The sequence below is a fragment of the Herbiconiux sp. UC225_62 genome (assembly GCF_042694625.1).
GTDB lineage: Bacteria > Actinomycetota > Actinomycetes > Actinomycetales > Microbacteriaceae > Herbiconiux.
The window spans coordinates 1565038-1580617 of record NZ_CP170551.1 but is presented as its reverse complement, the minus strand read 5'-3'; the positions used below and the strand labels follow the sequence as shown (position 1 = coordinate 1580617).

The window sequence follows — 15580 nt, the reverse complement described above, 5'->3', positions numbered from 1 at the left end:
CCCGGTGGTGATGGTGACGATGATCTACTTCTTGCTCGCGGAACGGAAACCGAGGACGGCCGCGATCCCGACAGCCGCGACGGCGGCGGCGACCCCCACCGCGAACCCGATCGGATTCTGGTCGCGCAAGGTCGCGATGCGGCTCTTCACCCGGTGCGCCGCGTGACGAGCCTGCTTGGGCAGGTTCAGCTTGAACTCGATGGCGTCGAGCGTGGCCTTCAGGTCGGCGCGCGTCTTCTCGATGTCGGCGTTGAGCTGCTCCTTCGAGCGCTGCGGAGCCTTGGGGGCGGCGTCGGTGTCACTCATGACTGACCCAATCCCTTCACCGTGTTGATGTCCTTCTTGATGCTCGTGATCGCGTCTTCCGGCACGATCGGCATGCCCTTCTTGATCGAGGAGACACCGATCAGCACGAGGATGACGGCGATCAGCAACAGCGCGCCGGCCACGATGAGGGCGGCGGCCCAGGCGGGAAGCACGGTCGCCAGGCCGAGCACGGCAGCCGCGATGAGAGTGGCCAGGGCGAAGAACGCCAGCAGCGCCGCCACCACGAACAGGCCCACGCCGATGCCGAGCTTGGCGAGTCTCGCCGTCAACTCGCGCTTGAGGTTCTCGATCTCGTCCTTCAGCAGGGCGATGATCAACGTCGGCAGCTCACCGAGCAGGGAGATGAGGGAGCGACGGGCTCGTCGATCGCGCTCTTCAGTCACGGATAACCCTCTCCTGTTCTTACTCGTCGGATTCTGCGGCGTCGGCGTCGGCGTCGGCGCTCGGCGCCGGTGCCTTCGAAGCGGAGGTCGACGGCTTGGCGCCCGACGTCGTCGCCGTGGGCGGCTTGCGCGCTGCCGGCTTGGCGGCGGCCGCGGCAGTCGCGGGCTTCGGCCGCGTCGATCCGGCCTTGGCAGCCGCGGAACTCTGCTGCGGCCCGGTCAGGGGGTCGCGGCCGATCAATGCGCCCAGCGCGTTGCGCGCCTTCTTCGAGAGGTCGGCCTTCACGGTGTCGACCCGCGCTCCCGCGAACTCCTGCACCTTCTCCACGCCCGACTGGACCGTCGGCGTGTTCCACGCCTTCTGGGCACCCGCCTTGATCTGCTCGTAGCGCTCGCGTCCGGCACGTGTTCCGAGGACGTATCCCGTTGCCAGCCCGACGACGAAGATGATCTTTCCGCGCATGTGAACTCCGATCGATCGCGAGTGCAGGGTTTCTCCCAGCGTAGTCCCCTCGTCAGAAGCACGCATGGCCGCCGGATCCGCTCCGCGACCGGGCTGCGCGCCCCTCGTGCGCTCAGTCGACGTCGAGTCGGCGATCGCCACGCAGTTCGGCTGCCAGGGCGGAAGCGGTGGTGCGCGCGTGCTCGACGGTCGCCGCGAGTCCCGTGCCCGACACCCACGCACCCACGACGTCGAGGCCCACGACCTGCTCCACGGCAGCGAGGGTCTGGCGCACGCGAGCCTTGTGCCCCACGGTCGCGAAGGCGAGCGACTCGGTCCAGGTCGTCGTGTCGAAGCCGGCCACGTCTGCCTCGGAGAGCGGGATGCCGAGCAGCGCCGACGCATCGGTGATCACGGTCGCGAGGTCGACGCCGGCGGTGGTGGCTCGCGCATCCGTGCCCCTCCGCCCGTACGACAGCCGCAGCACGTGCCGGTGCGCCGGCAGCGCGTCGGCGAGCCACGTCCACTTGGCGCTGGAGTGGGTCAGCGCCTTGGCGGTGACGCCGGGGGTTCCCGGCGCCACGAGCACGCCGGTACCGCGCGGATGCGTGTCGAGACGCGCGTCGTCGATCACGAGCGTCGCGAGGGTGACGGATGCCGGCTCCGGCCACTCGCTCGAGGGGGGCACCCGCGGGTCGTCCCCGGACGCGGCGTCGGCTCTGGCGCGCAGGCCACGCGAACCGCGGGAACCGCGTGACGGAGCAGCGGCAGCGCCGTCGACGTCGCCGTCGCCCGAGCGCCCCGCGCCCGCCTCGTCGATCAGGGCGAGCCCCGCGCGGAACCCGGTGGCCACGACGATCGCCCGCGCCACCAGGGTGGGACTCGCGTCGCTGCGGAGGTCGGCCGGGGCATCGGATGCGCCGGAGCCGTCGGTCGCCGCCCCGGCATCGGTCGCCGGCGTCGGCGCGAGTTCCACGACCCAGCGCGGGCCACCGGCTCCCGTCGCGACATCCGCTGCATCGGCGACATCCGCGTTCCGCGAGACCGACACCACCTGCGTGCCGGTGCGGAACTGCACCCCGTAGTAGCGGCAGTCGGCTTCGAGGGCGTCGATCAGCCGGTGCACGCCACCCGCGATCCCCTGCACCTGCGACCCGGCCGGCGCCTGCTCGCGGAGCGCCATGACGGCACCCGAGAGCGAACCCTGAGTGGTCATCGCCTGCGTCAGCCCGGGAGCCACGGTGTGCACGTCGACCACCGAGGGGTCGGCCGAGTGCACGCCCGCGACCACGGGGGTGACGAGGCGATCGAGCACGCGGCGTCCCATCCGGCGACGAACGATGTCGCCGAGATCGGTCTCGCTCCGCACGCGGAGCAGCGGCATCAGGCGGTCCAGGTAGGCGCGGAGCGATCCGCCCCACCCGACGATGCGGCGCACGTCGTCGGCCAGCGGGACTCCCGGGATGCCGAGGACTCCCGCGGCCGGGAGCGGGGCGATCCCGCCGTCCCAGGCCACCCAGGCGCCGGCCGGGTTCGGCACCACGATGTCGTCGCCGAGGCCGAGCTCGGTCACGAGCGCCGCCACGGTGCCCTTGCGGGTGGCGAAGCTCTCGGCTCCGGAGTCGAGCTGGACGCCGGCGATCTCGTGCGTCGCCACGAAGCCGCCCAACGCCTCCCTCGCCTCGACCACTGTGACCGTGTTGCCGAGGTGGGCCAGCTGCCGCGCGGCCACCAGGCCGGCGACGCCGCCGCCGATCACCACGACGTCGAGCACTCCCGACTCGGCGTCGGAGCGGATGCCGAACCGCGGCGCGGACACCGGATCCCCCATCGCTCAGACCTCGCCCTGCGCGTGCACCAGCTCGACGATCCGCGTCAGCACGTCCGGATCGGTCTCGGGCGGAACGCCGTGCCCGAGGTTCAGCACGTGCGCCGGTGCCGTGCGACCGCGCGCCAGCACGTCGAGCACGTGCGCCTCGAGCACCGGCCACGGCGCCGCGAGCAGCGCCGGGTCGACGTTGCCCTGCAGCACCACTCCGCCTCCGAGACGCGACGAGGCGACGTCGAGCGGGATGCGCCAGTCGACGCCCATGACGTCGACCCCGATGTCGTGCATCGGCTTCAGCACCTCGCCGCTGCCCACACCGAAGTGCACGGTCGGCACGTCGAGGTCGGCGATCTCCGCGAGTGCCGCGGCCGAGTGCGGCGCCACTCGGGTGACGTAGTCGTCGACGGAGAGCGAGCCCACCCAGGAGTCGAAGAGCTGCCCCGCACTGGCGCCGGCGAGGATCTGCGCGCGCAGGAACCGGCCCGTGACCTCGGCGGCCCAGCCGAGCAACGCCGACCAGGCATCCGGATCGGCGTGCATCATCGTGCGGGCGCGCAGGTGATCCTTCGACGGTCCGCCCTCGACGAGGTACGCGGCGAGGGTGAAAGGCGCTCCCGCGAAGCCGATCAGCGGCGTGGTGCCGAGCTGCGCGACCGTGCGGGCGACGCCCGCTTCCACGGCCGAGAAGTCGGCGGCCGACGGGGACGGCAGGGCCGCGACATCCGCCGCGGTGCGGATGGGGGCGGCGAGCACGGGTCCGCGACCGGGTTCGATGTCGACGTCGACGCCCGCGAGCCGCAAGGGGATCACGATGTCGCTGAAGAAGATCGCGGCATCGACACCGTGCCGGCGCACGGGCTGCAGCGTGATCTCGCTCGCGAGGTCCGGATCGAGGCACGCGTCGAGCATCCGCGTTCCCACGCGCAGCTCGCGGTATTCGGGCAACGACCGGCCGGCCTGACGCATGAACCAGACGGGGGTCACGGCACCGCGCGCACCACGATAGGTGGTGACGAGCGGGGAGTCCGAGGTGCGGCCGTCGGAGAGCGGATGGGTCGCGGGCAGAGTCACCGCCACATCCTACGGCGAGCACCTGAGCGGGGGCTCGCCGGGGTCGCAGCTACCCGCCGGTGCGCAGGCGTACACTTAATCAGTGCTCATCTGCCTGACAGCGAATCACCGGAACGCGAGCTTCGATCTCCTCGAGAAGCTGTCGGTGGGCACCTCCGACGTCGCGAAGCGCCTGGTGACCGAGAGCGATTTCGTGCAGGGGGCCGTGGTTCTCGCCACCTGCAACCGTTTCGAGGCCTACCTCGACATCGACGAGCCGCTCACCGCCGGTGTCTCCCTCGCGGTCGAGCAGGCGGCAGAATCGTTCAGCGCGGCATCCGGAACCGACGTCGGCGAATTGCGCGACTCGCTCACCGTGCTCTGCGGTGACGGCGTGGCCGACCACCTGTTCGCGGTGTCGTCGGGACTCGAGTCGGTCGTCGTCGGCGAAGACGAGATCGCGGGGCAGGTCAAACGCGCGCTCACCACCGCGCGGGTCGAGGGCACCACCTCCTCGGATCTCGAGCGACTGTTCCAGCGCGCCTCCCACACCTCGCGCGGCGTCAAGACGAAGACCGGCCTCGGCGGTGCCGGCCGTTCGCTCGCCCGCCTCGCCCTCGATCTGGCCGAGAGCCGCGTCACCGATTGGGCACGCACGCGCGTGCTGTTGGTGGGCACCGGACAGTACGCCCGGGTCACGCTCGCCAATCTCCGCGATCGGGGGGTCACCGACATCCGCGTCTTCTCCCCGTCGGGTCGCGCAGTCGCCTTCGCGGCGAAGCAGGGCCTCGAGCCCGTGCCCGCTGCGGGCTATCGGGATGCGATCGCCACTGCCGACGTCGTCATCACCTGCAGCACCGCCGATACCGTTGTGCTCTCGGCCGATGACGTGACCGTGGCCGCTGCCCTTCCGGGAGCACTCGAACGCCGCCTCATCATCGACCTGGGACTGCCGCGCAACGTCGACCCCGCCGTGGCGGGCATCGGCGGCGCCGAGCTGCTCGACCTCGAGACGATCAGCCTGCACGCCCCGCTCGACGAGTTGAACGCCGAGTCGGATGCCCGTGCCCTGGTGGGCGAGGCCGCCGCCGAATACCGCGCCGGCAAGGCGGAGGCGGAGGTCACTCCGGCCGTGGTCGCCCTGCGCTCGCACCTCTTCGACCTGCTCGACGCCGAGATCGATCGCGCCCGCTCCCACGGCGACGCCGCGGAGACCGAACGCACCGAGCGCGCCCTGCGCCACTTGGTCGGCGTCATCCTGCACTCGCCGTCCGTGCGTGCTCGCGAGCTCGCCCGCGAGGGGCGGGCCGACGAGGTGTTCGCGGCCGTGGAGACCCTCTTCGGTCTGGGCGGGGTCGCTGCGACGGCCGCGAGTGCGGCGCGTGCCGACGCCGAGCTGGCCGCCGAGACCGTCGCGCTCGACGACTACCGCCGCGCCGAGGGCTGATCCTGAGGTCCCGGTCGCGCACCTGGCCACTCATCGCGGGCGGTGCCTGCGTGTCGGGCGAACAGGGGGCGGAACGACGCTCTCTCCGAGGTCGTGCGCGCGGAGGTTCGCCCGAAACGAAACGCGCACCAGATCGGTTCGCGCCCGCCCGGCTCGCCGCGCGCGCCGTCTTCCGCGACGAGTGGCTCACGACCCGTCCTGCCGCCCACTTCGGGAGGACCTGCGTCGCACGACCCCTCCCAGAGACCTTCGTGTCACGCAGCTCCTCCCGAAACGCCGCGACCGCTGCCCGCGGGCGCCGATCGGAGCGGGTGGGATGACGGACAGGCCCGCCACCACGTCAGGCACCACCCCCGGCGCCGAAGACGCAGCCCGGCTCCCCACCATCCGCGTGGCCGCGCTGGCGCTCCTTCGCGAGCGCCGGGTGCTCATGGTCACCGCTCGCGCCCGTGACGTCTACTACATGCCGGGCGGCAAGATCGATCCCGGAGAGACCGCCGCCGAGGCCGCCGTGCGCGAGGCCTTCGAGGAGGTGAGCGTGCGGGTGGACGCGGCCAACGTGCATCCGCTCTTCACCGTCACCGTGCAGGCACACGGCGAGCCTGAGGGTCGCCTCGTCGAGATGCAGGTGTTCGAGGGGTCGACACCGGATGCGCCGCGCCCGTCGAGCGAGGTCGATGCGGTGCACTGGGTCGGCTCGGCCGACGAGCACCGCTGCCCGCCCGCCGGCGCCGAGACCCTCCGCCGCCTGCACGCGCTCGGCCTCATCGACTGAGTCGCACCCGCCACGCATGCCTCCTGAGCCCCCACCCGCCGCGCGGTAGCGCGAAGTGCTCCGTCAGCGCTCCTCAAGCGACACGTCGCGCGACCCGGCGCGGGTGCGAGCCCTCAGACCTCCTCGTCGAGGTCCCGCGAGCGCGCCTCGAGCCGGATCTCCTCCGCGTCGAGCCGCGCCTGGATCCGCCGGAGCACCACGTCATCGATCTGCCGTGAATCCCGCAGCGCGGCGATCGCGCGCCGCTTCACCGGCAGCACCGCCAGCCGCAGCGCGCTCTCGCCGTCGTCCCCGGTGAGCTCCTCGTCGAGCATCCGCACCGTCTTGTCGTCGTCGCTCATCTGCTGCGACACGGCGTCGAGTCGCGAGCGGTATTCCTCCAGCAACGCATCCCTCACCGCGGGAGTCGCCCCGCTCTCCTCGGCCACGCGCGGCAGCTGGTCGATCACCGCCTCCAGGGCCGTGCGTTCCGCCAGCAGGTTCTCCCACTCCTCCGTCGGATCGGGCGGGAGCCGCGCCCAGCGCACCACGGCCGGCATGGAGAGTCCCTGCACCACGAGGGTGAAGAGGATGACGGCGAACGTCACCGCGATCAACGTCTCGCGGTAGGGAAGCGGCGTGCCGTCGGCGGTCTCGAGGGGCAGGGCGAGGGCGGCCGCGAGCGACACCGCCCCGCGGAAGCCCGCCCACGCACCCGGAAATCGCTGCCGCGCGTGCACCCGCCGAGCGCGTTGGGCCGGCCGCCGATCGACGGCGCGCAACACATAGGGGACCGTGTTGAACCAGGTCAGCCGGATGCCCAGCACCAGCACGATCGCCACCCCCGACAACAGCAGGGTGAGCGGCCAGTCGACGGCGTCGATGCTTGTCACGATGAGGTGGAACTGGATGCCGATCAGCACGAAGAGCGAACCGTTCAGGATGTACGTGGCCACCTCCCAGAACCCGAACCCCTGTCGCCGCGCCACGGCCGACGCGTCGACGTCGGGCAGGTGGCTCGACACCAGCCCGCACACCACGACGGCCACCACCCCGGAGGCGTGCAGCAGCTCGGCCGGGAGGAACGCCACGAACGGCGTGAGCACGATGAGAGTATTGGCGAGCGACGGCTCCCGCACGAAGCGCCGCAGCCACCCCACCACGAAACCGACGGCCAGACCGATCGCGATGGCCACGACGTACGACCAGAGGAACTCCAGGGCCACGGGGCCGATCTCGATCCCGGTTCCGCTCACCGCCGCGCCGATCGCCACGGAGTAGAGCACGAGCGCGGTGCCGTCGTTGATCAGGCTCTCCGCCCGGAGGGTGGTGAGGAGCCGGCGCGGTAGGCCACGCGCCACGGAGGAGACCGCCGTGGCATCCGTCGGGGCGAGGATGGCGCCGAGTGCGAGGGCGATGGGCCACGGCAGTCCGAGCGCACTCGCCGCCGCCCCGACGCCCACCGCGGTGACGAGCACGAGTCCGATGGCCGCGAGCAGGATGACGCGGAGGTTGCTCCGGATCTCGCGCAACGATGTCGTGACCGACTCCCAGTAGAGAAGGGCGGGCAGGAAGAGCAGCAGCACCAGATCGGGCGGCAGCGCCACGTCGCCGGCCACCGGGATGAAGCCGATCGCGACACCAAACAGCAGGAGCACCAGGGAGGGCGGCAGCCGGAGCCGGCGCGCGATCCAGCCGCCGCCGATGATGGCGGCTCCGATCACCACGACGAGTTGGAGGCCCTCCATCGGCCAATTCTTCAGGAAGATCGGGGCTGCCGGGAAGGGCGCGTTCAGGCGGAGAGCGCCGCCAGGACGCGATCGACGTCGCTGAGCTCGTTCCAGACGTGGAAAGCGACACGTGCCCGGCCCGCCCGCGCCGAGGCGGCGACCCCGGCGGCCGAGAGGGCCGCGAAGCCGCTGCCGTCGGCATCAGGCCAGGTGACGATGGCGGTACCGGTCGCCGGCACACCGAGGCGATCGCAGAGGTCGTCGGCCAGTCCGATGCAGTGCGACCGCACGGCCTTGAGGTCGGCCGACGCGAAGAGCTCGACGGTGGGTGCCGCGCCGATCCAGGCGGGCCACGCGGGCGAGACGTCGAAGCGGCGGGCGGAGGTGGCCAGGTTCATCCGCGGTCCGTAGCAGGAGCCCCAGACGTCGTCGCCGGCGTACCAGCCGGCATCGACCGGAACCAGTCGGTCGGCGAAGGCCGGTGTCACCGTCATGAACGAGGCGCCGCGCGGCGAACACAGCCACTTGTAGGCGTGGCAGATCGTGGCGTCGAAGCGGCTCGCGTCCACCGGCATCCAACCGGCCGCCTGGGTCGTGTCGCAGAGGGTCGCGGCTCCGTGACGCTCGGCCGCGGCGACGATGGCGTCGACATCGGCGAGCGCTCCGGTCGCCGACTGGATCAGCGAGAACGAGACGAGAGTCGTCGAGGGGCGGATGCCGGCGGCGAGCTCCTCGAGCGGAACGCATCGCACGGTCAGCCTGCCGAGCTGCTCCTGCACGAGGAAGGGGAACACCATCGAGCTGAAATCGCCCTCGACAGCCAGCACCTCCGATCCCGCCGGTAGCGACGCGGCCACCATCGAGGCGGAGACGGACACCTGGGAGCCGATCGCCACGCGATCCGTGGGCACCGAGACCAATCGCGCGAACGCGTCGCGCGCCCGCTCGACCGCCGCACCGTAGGCACCGGGGTCGCGGTGCCCTTCCGCCCAGGTGGCGAGATCGGCCGAGAGAGCCGCGACAGCTTCCCGCGGCGGTACCCCGATCACGCACGCCGCGAGGTAGCCGGGCCGCACGTCGAAGTGGGCAGCCAGCTCCTCTCGAGTCACCCCTGAGGGTGCCGAGACCGAGACCGGGCTCTCCGTCTTCATGCCCCCAGCCTCCCCGCTCCCGATTCATTCGACAACCGCCAGAGTCGGATGGTTCACATAAGGCTGCGTTATTGTTTCGTCATGACTCTCTCGCCCCTTGCGAGCGCCTTCGACCTGGATTCGCAGACGCTGCGGGTCATCGCGGCCATCGCCGAGTACGGGTCGATCACGCGGGCGGCCGCCGTGCTCGGCTTCAGCCAGCCCGCCGTCAGTCAGCACCTCCGACGGGTGGAGTCACGCATCGGGATGCCGCTGGTCACCCGATCGGGCCGCGGCATCCGATTGACGGATGCCGGCGAGGTGCTCGCGCGCCACGCCGGAGTGGTGCTCGAGGCGCTCGACGAGGCTGCCGGCGAGCTCTCCGACCTGTCGGGCCTCCGCGCCGGCCAGGTGCGGCTGTCGGCCTTCCCGTCGGCGTCGTCGACGATCGTGCCGCACCTCATCCGGTCGATGGGCGCGGAACACGCGGGCGTGCAGTTCACCTACCTCGAAGCGGAGCCGCCGGCGGCGGTGGCCTCCGTGCGCGACGCAGTGAGCGACATCGCGATCGCGTTCCATTACCCCGCCGACCGCAATGATCCGTTCCAGGAGTCGGCCGAGGGTCTCGTGGTGCACGAGCTGGCCCGCGACGACCTGCTCGTGCTGGTGCCCGAGGGGCACGCGGTGGCGAGCGCTGCTTCCGAGGCGCCCGTCGACACGGTCGCCGCCCGCATCGACCTCGCCGCTCTCCGCTCGGAGAACTGGATCGCCGGCTGCCCCCGCTGCCGCTCCCACCTGCTCGACTCCTGCGCGCGGGCCGGCTTCGCCCCGAGCATCGCGTTCGAGACCGACAACTTCGTGGCCGTGATGAGCATGGTCGCCGCCGGTCTCGGCGTTGCGCTGCTGCCCTCACTGGCCCGGGCGGCCTCGCCGCTGCCGCCCGGAGTCGTCGCCCTTCCCAGCCGGGGGAACGACCACCGGATCATCGTGGCCGTCACCCGTCCCGGCGCCGACCAGATCCCTGCGGTCGGCGAGACCCTCCGCCTCCTGCGCACCGTGGTGGCCTGACGGGGGCCCGCCCCCGCCCCTCAGTACACGTACTCCAGGAAGTCGGTGCCGAGCGTGCGCATGGCCTCGAGCACGCCCAGTCGCGCCGGGAGGTCGACGTCGTTGAACCGCATGGTCACGGCGTAGGCGACTCCCGCCCGCGGGCCCACGACCACGCCCGCCTCCGAGCGGATGCCGACATCCGTTCCGGTCTTGTTGAACAGCCGGATGCCGTGGTCGGGCCCGGTGTGCGCGAAGGGATCGAGACCGAACGCCCCACCCACCATCGAGAGGTCGCTGCCGAGACTCAGCCAGCCGGTGACCAGACGCGAGGTGGTCTCGTCGACCACCTCGCCCCGTTCGAGAGCGCGGAACAACGTCGCCAGCTCGCGCGCCGAACCCACCGAGAGCTGCGGCGCGTCATCCGGACCCCGTATGTCGCGCACGATGTCGAGCAGGAGGGTGCGGCGCAGACCGAGCGACTCCGCGCGGGCGCGCACGGCATCGAGCCCGATGCGCCGGAGCAGGACGTTCGTCGCCAGGTTGTCGCTCGTGGCGCCGATGAGCGCGGCGAGGTCGGACACGGGAAGGGCGGGAACCTGCAGGTGCTGCCACAACCCCGAATCGCCCACCGAGTCCTGCGCGGTGCGGTTCAGGATGCTCAGAGCCTCGGCTCCGGGTGCCGGGCGCACGGTGCGGGGGCCGGTCTCGCCGGCGGCCGACCCGGGCACGGGGGGCACGGCGCCCGGGGCGGAACCCGAGCCGTCGCGCGCCGAGATCCGCGCGGCCACCTCGATCAGCAGGAGCACCTTGCCGATCGAGGCCGTCGGCACCGAGAGGTGGTCGTCGACCGAGAACAGCACCTTCCCCGAAGCCGTGTCGACGGCGCAGGCCGTGACCTGCACCCCCGAGAGCGCGAGTTCGGTGAGCGACGCGAAGCCCTTGCGGAAGATCACCCCGTCGCCGTCGGCCTCCGACCGGCGACCGCGCGGCGCGATCTCCTCGCGCTCGGATCGCGCGCGGCGTCGGATGGATTCCGGCATGCTCAGATGTCCTCCTTCGACCGGCCGGACCCGGGGAGCCCCATCCCCCTCCGGACCCGCACCGCGTGGATGCGTGTTACCAGATGGTCACACGTTCAGCTGGGTCCAACCAGAGATTGTCGTTTGAATCCACGTTGAAGGCATCGTAGAACTCGTCGATGTTGCGCACGATCTGGTTGCAACGGAACTCGTTGGGCGAGTGCGGGTCGATGGAGAGCAGACGGATGACCTCCTCGTCGCGCGACTTCTGCTGCCAGGCCTGGGCCCAGGAGAGGAAGAAGCGCTGCGCGCCCGTGAGGCCGTCGATCACCGGCGGCTCGGCGCCGTCGAGCGAGAGCAGGTAGGCCTTCCAGGCGATGCCGAGTCCGCCGAGGTCGCCGATGTTCTCGCCGATGGTGAGGGCTCCGTTGACGTGGTGGTCGGGCACCTGCGCCGGCGCCAGTGCGTCGTACTGGGCGATGAGCGAGGAGGTGCGCTTCTCGAACGCTTCCCGGTCGCCCTCGGTCCACCAGTCGGTGAGCCGGCCGTCGCCGTCGAAACGCGAACCCTGGTCGTCGAAGCCGTGGCCGATCTCGTGGCCGATGACCGCGCCGATCGCGCCGTAGTTCGCCGCGGCATCCCGGGACTCGTCGAAGAACGGGTACTGCAGGATGGCCGCCGGGAACACGATCTCGTTGAAGCCGGGGTTGTAGTAGGCGTTGATGGTCTGCGGAGTCATGAACCACTCGTCGCGGTCGAGGGGCTTGCCGATCTTGCCCAGCTCGCGCTGGAACTCGAACTCGCTCGTGGCGCGCACGTTCGCGATCAGGTCGGTGGGATCGATCACGAGCGTCGAGTAGTCACGCCATTTCACGGGGAAGCCGATCTTCGGCGTGAACTTGGCCAGCTTCTCGAGCGCGCGCTCGCGCGTGGCCGGGCTCATCCACTCGAGCGTCTCGATGGACTGCCGGTAGGCCTCGATGAGGTTGGCGACCAGGATGTCCATGCTCGCCTTGGCCGTGGGCGGGAAGTGCTTCTCGACGTAGATGCGGCCGACGGCCTCACCCATCGATCCCTCCACCAGCGAGACACCGCGCTTCCAGCGGGCGCGCATCACCGGGGTGCCGGTGAGGGTGCGGGCGTAGAAGTCGAAGTTCTCCTCCACGAAGTCGTTCGAGAGGTACGGCGCCCAGCCGTGGATGACCTGCCAGGAGAGCCAGTCCTTCCAGCTCTCGAGCGGTGCCCCGGTGAGGGCTCCGGCGAGACCCGTGATGAAGCTCGGCTCACGCACGACGAGCTCGTCGAACACGCCGTCGGGGGCGCCGAGCGCGTCGCGCCAGAGGTCGAAGAGCGAGGTGTCGGCGTCGTCATCGTCGTCGATGTCGTCTCCGGATGCGTCGGGCACGTTCGCGAGATCACCGGGCAGTTCGAGGAACTCGTCCCACGACACCAGGTTGTAGGTGGCCTGCGCGTCGCGGGTGCGCACGTTGTCCCAGTGCGACTTCGCGATCAGGGTCTCGAGGTCGAAGACCCGCTGCGCGCGCTCCGGCGCGTTCTCGAGGCCGGCCAGTTCGAACATCCGCTGGATGTGACCGAGGTAGGCCTCGCGCACCGAGGCGAACTTCTCGTCGCGGAAGTAGCTCTCGTCGGGCAGCGAGATGCCGCCCTGCTCCACGAACACGAGGTAGCGCTCGGGGTTGCCCGGATCGTTGTCGACGAACAGGCGCAGGAGTCCGGGCACGCCCTCGCGCTCGAGACGGCCGAGCGTGCGAGCCAGATCGGACACGTCGTCGATGGTGTCGACCAGGGCCAGCTGCGGGGCGACGGGCGTCGCGCCGAGCTTCTCGATGCGTTCCTCGTCCATGAAGCTCGAATAGAGGTCGCCGAACTTCCGGGCCTCGGTGCCCTCCGGAGCGCCCTGGGCCTCTTCGACGATCTCGCGCACGGCCCTCTCGGCCTCTTCGGCGAGAACGTAGAACGACCCGTACCGGGCCTTGTCTTCGGGGATCTCGGTGCGGGCGATCCATTTCCCGTTGACGTGCCGGAACAGGTCGTCTTGTGCGCGGATGTCGGGGTCGATTTCGGTGGTGTCGATGCCGGATTCAGTCACCCGACAACTCTACGCACGCGCCCCGACATCCGCGCCTTCCTGGGTTCTAGTCGACGACGGCGCCGCCGAGACGCAGGCCCGAGGTCTGGTCGAAGACGTGCACGTGGCCGAGCTTCGGGGTGACGTAGAGCGTGTCGCCGAGGTTCGGGTGCACGCGGCCGTCGACGCGCACGACGAGATCGGTGCGCTTGCCCTCGACCTCGGAGTGACCGTAGAGGTAACCGTCGGCGCCGAGCTCCTCGACCAGGTCGACCGTGACGGTCAGGCCCTGGCCCGCCTCGGCCGAGACGACGACGTCTTCGGGGCGAACGCCCACGGTGACGGCCTTGCCCGCATCCGCGAGGATGGAACGCTCGACCGGAACCGTCGCGGTGCCGAACTTGATGCCGCCGTCGGTGACGTCGGCCGGGAAGAGGTTCATCGCGGGGGAGCCGATGAAGCCGGCGACGAACACGTTGTTCGGGTTCGCGTAGAGCTCGCGCGGGGTGCCGACCTGCTGGAGCAGACCATCCTTCAGAACCGCGATGCGGTCGCCCATGGTGAGGGCCTCGGTCTGGTCGTGGGTGACGTAGACCGTGGTGACGCCGAGGCGACGCTGGAGGCTGGCGATCTGGGTGCGGGTCTGCACGCGGAGCTTGGCGTCGAGGTTCGACAGCGGCTCGTCCATGAGGAACACCTGGGGGCTCCGCACGATCGCACGGCCCATGGCGACGCGCTGGCGCTGACCACCCGAGAGCGCCTTCGGCTTGCGGGCGAGGTAGGGCTCGAGGTCGAGGAGCTTCGCGGCCTCGAGAACGCGGGCGGCCCGCTCGTCCTTGTTGACGCCGGCGATCTTCAGGGCGAAGCCCATGTTCTCGGCGACGGTCATGTGGGGGTAGAGGGCGTAGTTCTGGAAGACCATCGCGATGTCGCGATCCTTCGGCGGGATGTCGGTGACGTCGCGGTCGCCGATCAGGATGCGGCCGTCGTTCACTTCCTCCAGACCCGCGAGCATGCGCAGGGCGGTCGACTTGCCGGAGCCCGAGGGGCCGACGAGAACGAGGAATTCACCGTCTTCGACGCTGAGGTCGAAGGCGTCGACGGCGGGGACCGTCGATCCCGGGTACAGGCGAGTCGCCTTGTCGAACGTTACAGAAGCCATCGTTGTCCTTCTTCCACCGGCAGGTACGTGCCGGACGATCCGTTGTGGGTTACGTGCACTGCAACATACGTCGAAAAGAAGGAATTCCCCAAAACGGGGGGCGGATTGGCAGCTTGGGGCGAACGCGCGCGACTCCGGGAACGCGTGCGACTCCGGGAACGCGTGCGACTCCGCGAACGCGTGCGACTAGGAGAGCAGCTTGGCCTTGGCCGCCGAGAACTCCTCGTCGGTCAGGATGCCCTGCTCTTTGAGGGCGGCCAGCTTCTGCAGCTCGGCGATGATGTCGGTGCCGCCGGCGGGGGCGGCCGGCGCAGCGGGAGCGGCAGGGGCGGCCGGTTGCTGCGCGGCCACGGCGGCGGCGGCCGCGGCGTTGATCTGCTCCTGCTGCTGCTCGGCGGCGTACTCCTGCTGTTGCTGCTGCTCCTGCGCCTTGGCCTGGGCGTGGCGCTGCATTCCGCCGCTCACCGCGGTGGCCGTTCCCGCCACGACGGCGGTGCGGGCAGCGAGTCCCAGGAGGCCGGGGCGGCCCATTCTTCTCATCATCGGCATGGTCTTCGTCCTGTCTGTCGGAGTCTGCGGGTCTGCGTTCTGAGGGTGCGTTCTGGAGGTGCGTTCTGGAGGGCGCTCGGTGGACCTGAGCCCGGCGGCTACTCGGCGGCGATGGCCGCGAGCACCTCGTTGACCACGGGGGCCGGGATGCGCTCACTGCTGATCACGACGCCACCACCGCCGGCGAGCTTGCTCGCGAGGTTCTTCGCCCAGGTCAGCTCCACCACGAGCAGGGCGGCCGATGATCCCGGCGGGATCTGCTGGGCCAGCTCCTCGATGTCCTCGGCCGAGGCGAGGCCCGTGGCCTCGAGCGCGAAATCGTCGAGACCGACGGCATCTCCCGCGTCTTCGAGTTCGAGCAGCGTCACGTCGCCGTCGACGGAGCGCGTGACGAAGAGCAGGTCGAGCAAGCGCACGGTGCCGGCGTCGACCACGTCGCGGAAGGCATCGACCACCTCGGGGCCGGGGCGTTCCCCTTCGAAGCCGACGAGCAGCAGTTCGACCGGGCCGTAGGTGAATTCGGGCATCGGAACCTCTCGTCGTCGTCGCCGCTCGCAGGCACGCGCCGCTGCGCGCTCTGGGCCGACGATCGGCACGTTACCAGTCCGGCTCAGCCGGTG

Annotated in this window: 15 protein-coding genes; 3 read left to right on the top strand and 12 right to left on the bottom strand. The window is 70.8% G+C overall.

Annotated features, from left to right (window positions below):
- Positions 1-24: 24 nt before the first annotated feature.
- The 5 genes from ACFJGU_RS07585 to hemE all read right to left on the bottom strand — a co-directional run bounded on the left by ACFJGU_RS07585 (position 25) and on the right by hemE (position 4051).
- Positions 25-306, bottom strand: coding sequence for a DUF3618 domain-containing protein (locus ACFJGU_RS07585; RefSeq protein ID WP_382309089.1), 282 nt, complete (start codon positions 304-306; stop codon positions 25-27).
- Positions 303-710, bottom strand: coding sequence for a phage holin family protein (locus tag ACFJGU_RS07580; protein ID WP_382309087.1), 408 nt, complete (start codon positions 708-710; stop codon positions 303-305). The genes ACFJGU_RS07585 and ACFJGU_RS07580 overlap by 4 nt, the downstream gene beginning before the upstream one ends.
- A gap of 19 nt (positions 711-729) precedes the next feature.
- Positions 730-1173: a YtxH domain-containing protein gene (locus ACFJGU_RS07575; protein WP_382309085.1), complete on the bottom strand. Its 444-nt coding sequence runs from the start codon at positions 1171-1173 to the stop codon at positions 730-732.
- Positions 1174-1285: 112 nt separating this feature from the next.
- Positions 1286-2983 (bottom strand): protoporphyrinogen/coproporphyrinogen oxidase, encoded by a 1698-nt coding sequence (locus ACFJGU_RS07570; RefSeq protein ID WP_382309082.1) that lies wholly within the window; start codon positions 2981-2983, stop codon positions 1286-1288.
- A 3-nt stretch (positions 2984-2986) separates the two neighbouring features.
- Positions 2987-4051: a uroporphyrinogen decarboxylase gene (hemE, locus tag ACFJGU_RS07565; RefSeq protein ID WP_382309079.1), complete on the bottom strand. Its 1065-nt coding sequence runs from the start codon at positions 4049-4051 to the stop codon at positions 2987-2989.
- An 82-nt stretch (positions 4052-4133) separates the two neighbouring features.
- Between hemE and ACFJGU_RS07560 the strand changes: the two genes are divergently transcribed.
- Positions 4134-5477, top strand: a complete 1344-nt coding sequence (locus tag ACFJGU_RS07560; RefSeq protein ID WP_382309076.1) for a glutamyl-tRNA reductase — start codon at positions 4134-4136, stop codon at positions 5475-5477.
- A 316-nt stretch (positions 5478-5793) separates the two neighbouring features.
- Positions 5794-6252 (top strand): NUDIX domain-containing protein, encoded by a 459-nt coding sequence (locus ACFJGU_RS07555; RefSeq protein ID WP_382309074.1) that lies wholly within the window; start codon positions 5794-5796, stop codon positions 6250-6252.
- A gap of 113 nt (positions 6253-6365) precedes the next feature.
- Here the strand turns inward: ACFJGU_RS07555 and ACFJGU_RS07550 are convergent, their stop codons facing one another.
- Together ACFJGU_RS07550 and ACFJGU_RS07545 are read right to left on the bottom strand one after the other, a co-directional pair.
- Positions 6366-7979 (bottom strand): Na+/H+ antiporter, encoded by a 1614-nt coding sequence (locus ACFJGU_RS07550; RefSeq protein WP_382309072.1) that lies wholly within the window; start codon positions 7977-7979, stop codon positions 6366-6368.
- Between the two features lie 44 nt (positions 7980-8023).
- Positions 8024-9112, bottom strand: a complete 1089-nt coding sequence (locus ACFJGU_RS07545; RefSeq protein WP_382309070.1) for an aminotransferase class V-fold PLP-dependent enzyme — start codon at positions 9110-9112, stop codon at positions 8024-8026.
- An 81-nt stretch (positions 9113-9193) separates the two neighbouring features.
- Between ACFJGU_RS07545 and ACFJGU_RS07540 the strand changes: the two genes are divergently transcribed.
- Positions 9194-10159, top strand: a complete 966-nt coding sequence (locus ACFJGU_RS07540) for a LysR family transcriptional regulator (RefSeq protein ID WP_382309068.1) — start codon at positions 9194-9196, stop codon at positions 10157-10159.
- Between the two features lie 20 nt (positions 10160-10179).
- On the opposite strand, the gene ACFJGU_RS07535 is transcribed toward ACFJGU_RS07540, so the two are convergent.
- From ACFJGU_RS07535 to ACFJGU_RS07515, 5 genes are all read right to left on the bottom strand, one after another.
- A complete protein-coding gene (locus tag ACFJGU_RS07535; RefSeq protein WP_382309066.1) occupies positions 10180-11181 on the bottom strand; it encodes a serine hydrolase in 1002 nt (333 codons plus the stop codon).
- Positions 11182-11257: 76 nt separating this feature from the next.
- A complete protein-coding gene (locus ACFJGU_RS07530; protein ID WP_382309064.1) occupies positions 11258-13270 on the bottom strand; it encodes a M13 family metallopeptidase in 2013 nt (670 codons plus the stop codon).
- A 46-nt stretch (positions 13271-13316) separates the two neighbouring features.
- The gene (locus ACFJGU_RS07525; protein ID WP_382309061.1) at positions 13317-14411 is read right to left on the bottom strand and encodes an ABC transporter ATP-binding protein; all 1095 of its coding nucleotides are present in this window, start codon (positions 14409-14411) and stop codon (positions 13317-13319) included.
- 186 nt (positions 14412-14597) lie between these two features.
- Entirely contained in the window at positions 14598-14954 is a 357-nt protein-coding gene (locus ACFJGU_RS07520; RefSeq protein WP_382309058.1) for an SHOCT domain-containing protein, read from the bottom strand.
- Positions 14955-15058: 104 nt separating this feature from the next.
- Positions 15059-15487 carry a DUF6325 family protein gene (locus tag ACFJGU_RS07515; protein ID WP_382309055.1) on the bottom strand — a complete coding sequence of 143 codons (429 nt, stop codon included), beginning with the start codon at positions 15485-15487 and terminating at the stop codon, positions 15059-15061.
- Between the last annotated feature and the right edge of the window lie 93 nt (positions 15488-15580).

What these genes read in the sequence shown, in the direction of transcription:
- ACFJGU_RS07570 (WP_382309082.1), bottom strand. Translation starts at nt 2,983, where the DNA reads ATGGGGGATCCGGTGTCCGCGCCGCGGTTCGGCATCCGCTCCGACGCC.
- ACFJGU_RS07585 (WP_382309089.1), bottom strand. Translation starts at nt 306, where the DNA reads ATGAGTGACACCGACGCCGCCCCCAAGGCTCCGCAGCGCTCGAAGGAG.
- ACFJGU_RS07520 (WP_382309058.1), bottom strand. Translation starts at nt 14,954, where the DNA reads ATGATGAGAAGAATGGGCCGCCCCGGCCTCCTGGGACTCGCTGCCCGC.
- ACFJGU_RS07550 (WP_382309072.1), bottom strand. Translation starts at nt 7,979, where the DNA reads ATGGAGGGCCTCCAACTCGTCGTGGTGATCGGAGCCGCCATCATCGGC.
- ACFJGU_RS07545 (WP_382309070.1), bottom strand. Translation starts at nt 9,112, where the DNA reads ATGAAGACGGAGAGCCCGGTCTCGGTCTCGGCACCCTCAGGGGTGACT.
- ACFJGU_RS07535 (WP_382309066.1), bottom strand. Translation starts at nt 11,181, where the DNA reads ATGCCGGAATCCATCCGACGCCGCGCGCGATCCGAGCGCGAGGAGATC.
- ACFJGU_RS07525 (WP_382309061.1), bottom strand. Translation starts at nt 14,411, where the DNA reads ATGGCTTCTGTAACGTTCGACAAGGCGACTCGCCTGTACCCGGGATCG.
- ACFJGU_RS07540 (WP_382309068.1), top strand. Translation starts at nt 9,194, where the DNA reads ATGACTCTCTCGCCCCTTGCGAGCGCCTTCGACCTGGATTCGCAGACG.
- ACFJGU_RS07515 (WP_382309055.1), bottom strand. Translation starts at nt 15,487, where the DNA reads ATGCCCGAATTCACCTACGGCCCGGTCGAACTGCTGCTCGTCGGCTTC.
- ACFJGU_RS07555 (WP_382309074.1), top strand. Translation starts at nt 5,794, where the DNA reads ATGACGGACAGGCCCGCCACCACGTCAGGCACCACCCCCGGCGCCGAA.
- ACFJGU_RS07575 (WP_382309085.1), bottom strand. Translation starts at nt 1,173, where the DNA reads ATGCGCGGAAAGATCATCTTCGTCGTCGGGCTGGCAACGGGATACGTC.